Source organism: Tardiphaga sp. (assembly GCF_028290785.1).
GTDB lineage: Bacteria > Pseudomonadota > Alphaproteobacteria > Rhizobiales > Xanthobacteraceae > Tardiphaga.
In genome coordinates this window covers 1-7,002 of the sequence record NZ_JAQGJD010000037.1, presented here as the reverse complement: position 1 = coordinate 7,002, position 7,002 = coordinate 1, and the positions used below count along the sequence as shown (strand labels likewise).

Genomic DNA, 7,002 nt, shown 5'->3' with positions numbered 1-7,002 from the left:
GCGATCCCGGCCATCTCGGCGCCACCATCAACCGCGGCATCATGTTCCAGAGCCAAGGCGACTTCGCCCGCGCCATCGCCGATTTCAACACCGCGATCCGGCTCAAGCCGCAGGACCCCAGCGGCTACGCCAACCGCGGCAACGCCTGGCAGCTGCAGGGCGACCACAGCCGCGCCATCGCCGATTACGACGCCGCCATTCGGCTCGATCCCAATGACCCCTGCACGCGCTACAACCGCGGCAGCGCGCGCCACGACAACGGCGACCTCATCGCCGCGATTGCCGATTACGACGAGGCGATCCGGCTGCAGCCCGGCTATGCCGTGGCGTTCAACAACCGCGGCCTGGTGTGGAAGGCCAAGCACGAGCCGGCGCGCGCGCGCGCGGATTTCGAAGCGGCGATCCGGCTCAATCCGGAGGTCGCGGCGTTTCACATCAACCGCGGCAATGCCCGCGACGACGACGGCGACGCGGCCGGCGCCATCGCGGACTACAGCGAGGCGCTGCGGCTGCAGCCGGGCTATGCGCTGGCCTACGATTTGCGCGCTTTGGCCCGCCAAAAGACCGGCGACGCGTCCGGCGCCATGGCCGACACCGCCGCCGCGCGAAAACTCGATCCGAAATCCCCGACCTGGACCCGCGCCGCCACGCAGTGAGGGCGCGCGTTGGCTTGCTTGGTTGCTTGGTTGCTTGGTTGCTTGCTTTCTTCCTTCTCCCCCGCGCGAAGCGAAGCTTCGCTAGGTGGGAGAAGGTGGCACGGCCGTAGGCCGTGACGGATGAGGGGTAGTCGCGAGGCTCGGAGCTTGTGGCACCCCCTCACCCGACCGCGCTGACGCGCGGCCACCCTCTCCCACAAGGGGAGAGGGGAAGAAGAAGAAGAAGAAGAAGCGCGCTGCGCCGTCGTTACTGAGACGTAGCTAACATCCAGTCCCAGCTAACCCCAACCGTCCCTACCCGGTACCCGCCTCGTCGGCATCCGGCACCGCGTTGTCCTGCGCTGGTTCACGCGCGAGCCTGACGCCCGGCACCCGCAACTGCGGCGGACGCGCGATGCGGCGTTCCAGGTCGGCGCGGTTCTGCGGCTCGACGAACTGCACCGCAAAGCCGTCGGGCAGATGCCGCACCACGCGGCCGATGCAGGCGCCGACTGCCAGCGGCGTGCCGATCGCCGGCTGCAGGTCGGCGGACACCGCCGCGCCGGAGACCGAGACGTCGATGATGAAACAGGAATGGATGCTGCCGTCCGCCAGGGTCAGGGCCGAATGCGGCACGGCGGGAATGATGCGGGCCTGGCGGCGGGCGTCCTGCACGCTGGCATCCTTCAGCTTCTTCTCCAGCCAGCTCAGCTTGTCGGCCATCTTCTGCCGCATCGCGCCGGTCATGTTGAGTTCGAGCAGGAATTCGCCGGCGGTGGTATCGCTGATGCGGCCCTCGAGGCTGCCGAAATCGCCGAAATACGAGGTGATCTGGTCGCCGACCCGGCCGACCACCGGCGCCGCCACGATCATGCGGAACGGCGACACCCGGCTGGTGCGGCAGGCGAAGTTGCGCGGCCGGCCCTGGGCGTCGAGCCAGTTCGGCAGTTCGTAATTGCCGCCGACCACGATATTGACCGCGCGCTGCTTGAGAAAATCCTTCACGGTCACGGCGAATCCCCTCAGGTACCGACGCACCATAAAGCAGACGCCCTGAAGTTGCATAAGGTTACCCACACCTTTCTGCGCACCGGTTAGCGGGAGGTTGCCAGGCACCGGCAACTGCCATGCACTTCGCGCCCGGCGGCGGCGCGTGGCGCACGCTATTTGGGCAGCGCGCCGGGCCTTTTTCCGGAACGATCGATCTCGGGGGCGATTAACTCCGGAGCCGGCTGCAAGGGCACCGGCACCGGATGGCCATGCGTGCCATCGAGCATTCGAGGCCACCATGACGATCCATCAAAACATCGCCTCCGTCGATCGCGCCATCAACATCTACGAGGCGCTGGCCGACCGTCGCGAGCCAAAGGGCGCACGCGACAAGCTCGCCCGCCATCTCGACGCGCTGTACCTCAACGGCGAACGCGACCCGCACCGCCTCACCGTGCACGGCCTATCGTTTTTGCGCGACTATGAGCGGCAGCGGAACAGCTAGGCCGGTCCGCGGCTGATCTGCAGAAGCGCGATCGGCGGGTCGCCCCGCCGATGCGATTGTTTACAATCCGCTGCCGGTGCTGCCGGCGTTTTTCGGATTGGTCAGGCTGTTGGAGCCGCTGGCGGAGTTGGCATTGTTGCCGCCCAGCGCCGCATTGCCGCGCGCCATGCCGGTGGTCGTGCCGGCGCCGGAGTTGACGCCGGCTCCCGTCGTCATGGCACCTGACGTGGTGCCTGTCGTGACGGCCTTCGGGTTGTGCACACGGTGTTTGGCCAGCGCGGGCGCGGCAGAGAAGCTGGCGACAAATAGTGCGGCGGATGCCGCTGCGATCATTTTATGCATGTGACATGACCTTCGTTCGATGCCCCACCTTGGAACGTCAAACAATGTGCAGCGTTCCATGCGGTCATGAGAGATGACCGAAGCAGCGCGAATGCTATCGCGATCTTTGCCCGGGCGGCGCCGGCACGGGAAACGCCTCCGGCGGCAGATCGCGATCCGCGATCCACTCGATACTTGTCGGCAACTCGCCGTCGGTCTCCATGAACTCCTTCACCGCAAGCCAGGCTTTCGGAAACGGGATGAACAGCCCGACCGACAGCGGTGTCGTATGCAGCGACTCCACGAACTCCAGAAGGCGCGTCAGGTCGCCTTTCGGGGAATAACTGAGTCCCTGCTTTATCCTGCCGTCCCATTTGCTGTAATCGAGATAAACGCCGAGCTCGGGGTTACCTATCATGGCCAATGACACGCTCACCTGGTCGGCTTCAGGCTTGTCCCCCGTGCCGTAAAGCGCGCTGACGCTCATTCCCCAACTATCATTCCTGCCGCGGTACGACCATTCCTGTCCTTTCGGCGCAAGGAAGAACGGTTCAAGCTCGCCGGGCGACGGCCAATAGGCGCCGCGAAATCGATCAAAGTAGATGGTTCGTTTCACCGGTACCTCCCCCGAGAGCCATCTGCCGTTCCACATCTCGAGTCTTTCGCCGGTTTGCCGTTCGATATAGGTGACATAAGGATTTCCGAGTTCTAGTCCAAGCTTCGGCAGGCGCTGCGTCGGGGAAAGAGGAAGTAGTACTTATTACTTGCCACTTCGCGAGCAACCCGCGTTGATATTCTTCGTGCCGAACCCGCGCAAGCTACGCAGACTGCCCGCCCCTACCCCAGCCGGTCCCCACCCTCGACCGGCGCATAGCCCACGGCTTCGCGTTTCTCGTTCAGCGTCAGGAATGCCGCATTTGAAACCCGCTCCCACAGCGCCGCGCGGTCGGACGCCAGCGCGTCGATGCGGTCGGTGTCGATGACCACGCGCAAACTGTCGCCGAAGGCCGGCGCCAGCCATTGCGCCAGCGCGTCGCCGACGCGGCTCGCCAGCGGCAGCACGGTCTGGCGGAAGAACACCCGGTTGGCTTCCTGATAGTTGGCAAAGGTGTTATCGCCGGGAATCCCGAGCAGCATCGGCGGCACGCCGAAGGCCAGCGCGATCTCGCGCGCCGCAGTGTGCTTGGCCTCGAGAAAATCCATGTCCTTCGGCGTCAGCGACATCGCCTTCCAGTCGAGCCCGCCTTCCAGCAGCAGCGGCCGGCCGGCATTGACCGCGCCGGCGTAGCTGCCTTCGAGTTCGCGCTTCAGCCGGTCGAACTGCGCGTCCGACAGCAACGTGCCGTCCGGCCCGGCATAGATCAGCGCGCCCGAGGGGCGCGCGGCATTGTCGAGCAGCGCCTTGTTCCACTTCGCCGCAGCGTTGTGGGTGTCGAGCGCCACCGCGGCGGCCTCGATCGGCGCGAGACCATAGTGGTCGTCGAGCGGATGGAAGAAGGTCAGATGCAGGATCGGCGGCAACGCCGCACTCTGCTGATCGAAGCGCACCTGACGGCCGCCGACGCTGTATTCATAGGCCTCCGCCCAGCCATCGCTGCCGGGCACCACCTTGATGCGGTCCGGCCGCAGCGCGTAGAGTTCGCGGACTTCGGGCTGCCGCCCGGCATCGTCGAGCGTCACGGACTCCACATAGGCGTTGCCGGCGAGCAGCAGATGCGCATACAGCATCTCGAAGAACACGCCGCCGTCCTGCCGCGGGTTCGGCCGCGTCAGCAGCTGCGACAGTGGATGCGCCTCATGCTCGCGCGCGCCCTCGAACACTCCGAACGAACACGCCGCGGCATTCTCGGCGATCAGCCGGACCGCGCGGTGCACGACGGCATTGGCGAGATAGCCCTCGCGCGCGAGTGCGGAAAAGTCCCGCGGCGTCCAGCGCGCCCGCCCCCCGCTGTCATAGGCCAGCAACCGGGCGGTGCGCGACGCCTTGGTCTCCGGCGCCGCGAGATAGGCCTTCAGGCGATCGAACATGGCGGCTTCCTGTCGCTACACTCAAAACGTGCACTTCGTTGATCGACAACCCGTCGGCCGTGGACGCGGCATTCGCATTTGGCGACCTTTGGCGCCCCTGCGCGATCCCGTGGCGCGCCGGTTCGGCGGAGCAACCGCATGCCGAAGAACATCCTGATTTTCTCGGATGGCACCGGACAGGCCGGCGGCCTGATGCCCGACGAGAAGCGCACCAACGTCTACAAGCTGTACCGCGCCACGCGCTGCGGCCCGGACACCGCCAACGATCCATTGCAGCAAGTGGCGTTCTACGATCCCGGGTTGGGCACCCAGACCGCGCCGGGCGGCCGCGAAGTATCGTTCGGCCGCAAGATCTACAACTTGCTCAGCCAGGCCACCGGGCTCGGCATCACCCGCAACATCATCGATTGCTACAGTGCGATCATCGAGCTGTGGCGGCCAGGCGACCGCATCTACCTGTTCGGCTTCAGCCGCGGCGCCTATACGGTGCGCTGTCTCGGCGGCGTGCTGTCGCTGTGCGGAGTGCCGCGCAGCGAGAATGGCGCGCCCGTCCGGGTCGATGCCGACACCGCCGAACGCATCGCCACCGAGGCGGTGAAGAACGTGTACCAGCACGGCGCCTCGCAGAAGGAGGAGCGGTTCCGCGACCAGCGGCTGCAGCTCGCCGCCGCGTTCCGGAAAAAATACGGCTCCGACACCGGCGGCGTCGCCAACGAGGTGCCGTATTTCATCGGCGTCTGGGACACCGTGGCGGCGCTCGGCGCGAGCTGGTCGAAGATTTTTCTGGCGGCGATTATTGGCCTGCCGATCGTGTATGGCGTACTCGCCGCGATCGCCTGGGGGCTTAGTCACTGGACCGGCAGCTATCACGGCTGGCTCACCGCGCTGATCGGGCTGAGCGTCGCCGGCGGCGTCTTCGCTTATCTCTGGACCCACGTCAAATGGGCCACCGGCACCAGCTATCCGTTCTGGCAGACCGTGCATATCGTCGGCTGGAAGCTGCGGTTCTACGACCGCAACCTCAACAACCGCGTGGCCTTCGCGCGTCATGCGCTGTCGATCGACGAGGCGCGCAAGGATTTCAGGCGCGTCGAATGGAGCAACGCGGCGGGCATCGCCGACGACGGCGAGCACGCCGTCAACTGGTTTGAGCAGATCTGGTTTGCCGGCAACCATGCCGACATCGGCGGCGGCTATATCGAGAACGAGGCGCGACTATCCGACATCGCGCTGCAGTGGATCGCTACCGAAGCGCAGCGCGTGCCACATCCGGTGCTGGTCGATACCAGCTACCTGCGGCCATGGCCGTCGCCGGCCGGCATGCAGCACGACGAGACCCAGAAGGCGATCTTGGGCATCGACTGGCTGCGCTGGCCGGTGAAGCTGCGCGACATCCCCGACGGCGCGTTCCTCCATGCCAGCGTGTATGACCGCCTCGCGCTGCCGGAAGTGCAGAACTACGGCAGCTACACGAAATACGATCCGCCATCATTGCGCGGCCGCCTCGCCGCGTTCCACCGCTACGACCCGCAGCCCGTGCCATCCCCCCGCGCCAAGCCAGATCCCGCCGACGACGAGCAGGACCAGAGCTGACGCCATCGCCAGGGACGGCGTGGGCCACCGACACCGCGGCCATCGCCGCCGCGACGGCGGCGATGCCGATGGCGAGCGGATGGAGAGCCACATGGACGATGCCTCCCGTTTCCCGGGCGCGGTGCAGCGGCATCGCCGCAGGCGATGGTGGTGCACCGCAGAACCGGGATCCCGGTTCTGCGAAGCAGCACTTCGCGCTGCATCGCGCCCGGGAAACCACAAGATGGGCCGCAGGAAATCGAAACGCGCGCTGCCCTCCCGTTTCCCGGGCGCGGTGCAGTGCCATCGCCGCAGGCGATGGTAGTGCGCCGCAGAACCGGGATCCCGGTTCTGCGAAGCAGCACTTCGCGCTGCATCGCGCCCGGGACACGTAGTGCTTATCTTCAACTACATTACAGCATCACAACCCCCGCACCCGCGGCCCATCACCCCGCCGACCCAGCGCCAGCGACGCCACCGCCCAGACCAGCGCATCGACGCGGTCGGGCGAGCGGCCCGACGACAATCCGCTCGACGCGAAATCACACATCTCGTCTTCCAGTGCGGCGAAGGCGCCGGCGTGTTTGACGCGGCCCTGCTCGTACAACGTCGCCACCGGCTCGGCGCGCAGCCACTTGCCGCGCAAGGCGCGCACCGGGGTCACCGGCACGCCGGGATCGATCTCGTTGATCACGCTGCGCACATCTCGCCGCCCTGGTTGATCTCAACCAACAGCGCGTCGGCATCGAGCCGTCGCCACAGCGCGATGGCCTTGTTGGCCCACGCCGCGGGAGTCTCCGACGACACCGTGTCGTCGGCCACGATATACACGATCCCGCTCTCGGCGATCCCCGCAGCTACAATGCCGCAGGAATCCGCGCGCTTGCCCGACGACACCGGCGGGTCCACCGCCACCACGCTACGCCGCAGCGGCGGCGCCTCGCGGACCCG

The 7,002-nt window shown here is 66.5% G+C and carries 7 protein-coding genes and 1 pseudogene; 3 read left to right on the top strand and 5 right to left on the bottom strand.

Annotated elements, in window-relative coordinates:
- Window positions 1-656 (top strand): tetratricopeptide repeat protein (locus tag JWR89_RS02075; protein WP_299711178.1); only part of this gene is annotated, 656 nt, incomplete at its 5' end.
- A 294-nt stretch (window positions 657-950) separates the two neighbouring features.
- Here JWR89_RS02075 and JWR89_RS02070 read toward each other — a convergent pair.
- Complete coding sequence (locus JWR89_RS02070) at window positions 951-1,646, bottom strand: PilZ domain-containing protein (protein WP_299711176.1); 696 nt, start codon at window positions 1,644-1,646, stop codon at window positions 951-953.
- Window positions 1,647-1,923: 277 nt separating this feature from the next.
- Here JWR89_RS02070 and JWR89_RS02065 point away from each other — a divergent pair, with 277 nt between their 5' ends.
- Window positions 1,924-2,130 (top strand): hypothetical protein, encoded by a 207-nt coding sequence (locus JWR89_RS02065; protein ID WP_299711173.1) that lies wholly within the window; start codon window positions 1,924-1,926, stop codon window positions 2,128-2,130.
- A gap of 60 nt (window positions 2,131-2,190) precedes the next feature.
- On the opposite strand, the gene JWR89_RS02060 is transcribed toward JWR89_RS02065, so the two are convergent.
- The 3 genes from JWR89_RS02060 to JWR89_RS02050 all read right to left on the bottom strand — a co-directional run bounded on the left by JWR89_RS02060 (window position 2,191) and on the right by JWR89_RS02050 (window position 4,479).
- Window positions 2,191-2,472, bottom strand: a complete 282-nt coding sequence (locus JWR89_RS02060; RefSeq protein ID WP_299711170.1) for a hypothetical protein — start codon at window positions 2,470-2,472, stop codon at window positions 2,191-2,193.
- Between the two features lie 94 nt (window positions 2,473-2,566).
- On the bottom strand, window positions 2,567-3,067 hold the full coding sequence (locus tag JWR89_RS02055) for an Imm1 family immunity protein (RefSeq protein ID WP_299711168.1): 501 nt from the start codon (window positions 3,065-3,067) through the stop codon (window positions 2,567-2,569).
- 221 nt (window positions 3,068-3,288) lie between these two features.
- Window positions 3,289-4,479 carry a phage portal protein gene (locus tag JWR89_RS02050; RefSeq protein ID WP_299711165.1) on the bottom strand — a complete coding sequence of 397 codons (1,191 nt, stop codon included), beginning with the start codon at window positions 4,477-4,479 and terminating at the stop codon, window positions 3,289-3,291.
- Window positions 4,480-4,617: 138 nt separating this feature from the next.
- Between JWR89_RS02050 and JWR89_RS02045 the strand changes: the two genes are divergently transcribed.
- Complete coding sequence (locus JWR89_RS02045) at window positions 4,618-6,072, top strand: DUF2235 domain-containing protein (protein ID WP_299711162.1); 1,455 nt, start codon at window positions 4,618-4,620, stop codon at window positions 6,070-6,072.
- A 400-nt stretch (window positions 6,073-6,472) separates the two neighbouring features.
- Here the strand turns inward: JWR89_RS02045 and JWR89_RS02040 are convergent.
- Window positions 6,473-7,002 (bottom strand): annotated as a pseudogene (locus tag JWR89_RS02040) (ATP-binding protein); the annotation flags it as partial.

What these genes read in the sequence shown, in the direction of transcription:
- JWR89_RS02065 (WP_299711173.1), top strand. Translation starts at nt 1,924, where the DNA reads ATGACGATCCATCAAAACATCGCCTCCGTCGATCGCGCCATCAACATC.
- JWR89_RS02060 (WP_299711170.1), bottom strand. Translation starts at nt 2,472, where the DNA reads ATGCATAAAATGATCGCAGCGGCATCCGCCGCACTATTTGTCGCCAGC.
- JWR89_RS02050 (WP_299711165.1), bottom strand. Translation starts at nt 4,479, where the DNA reads ATGTTCGATCGCCTGAAGGCCTATCTCGCGGCGCCGGAGACCAAGGCG.
- JWR89_RS02045 (WP_299711162.1), top strand. Translation starts at nt 4,618, where the DNA reads ATGCCGAAGAACATCCTGATTTTCTCGGATGGCACCGGACAGGCCGGC.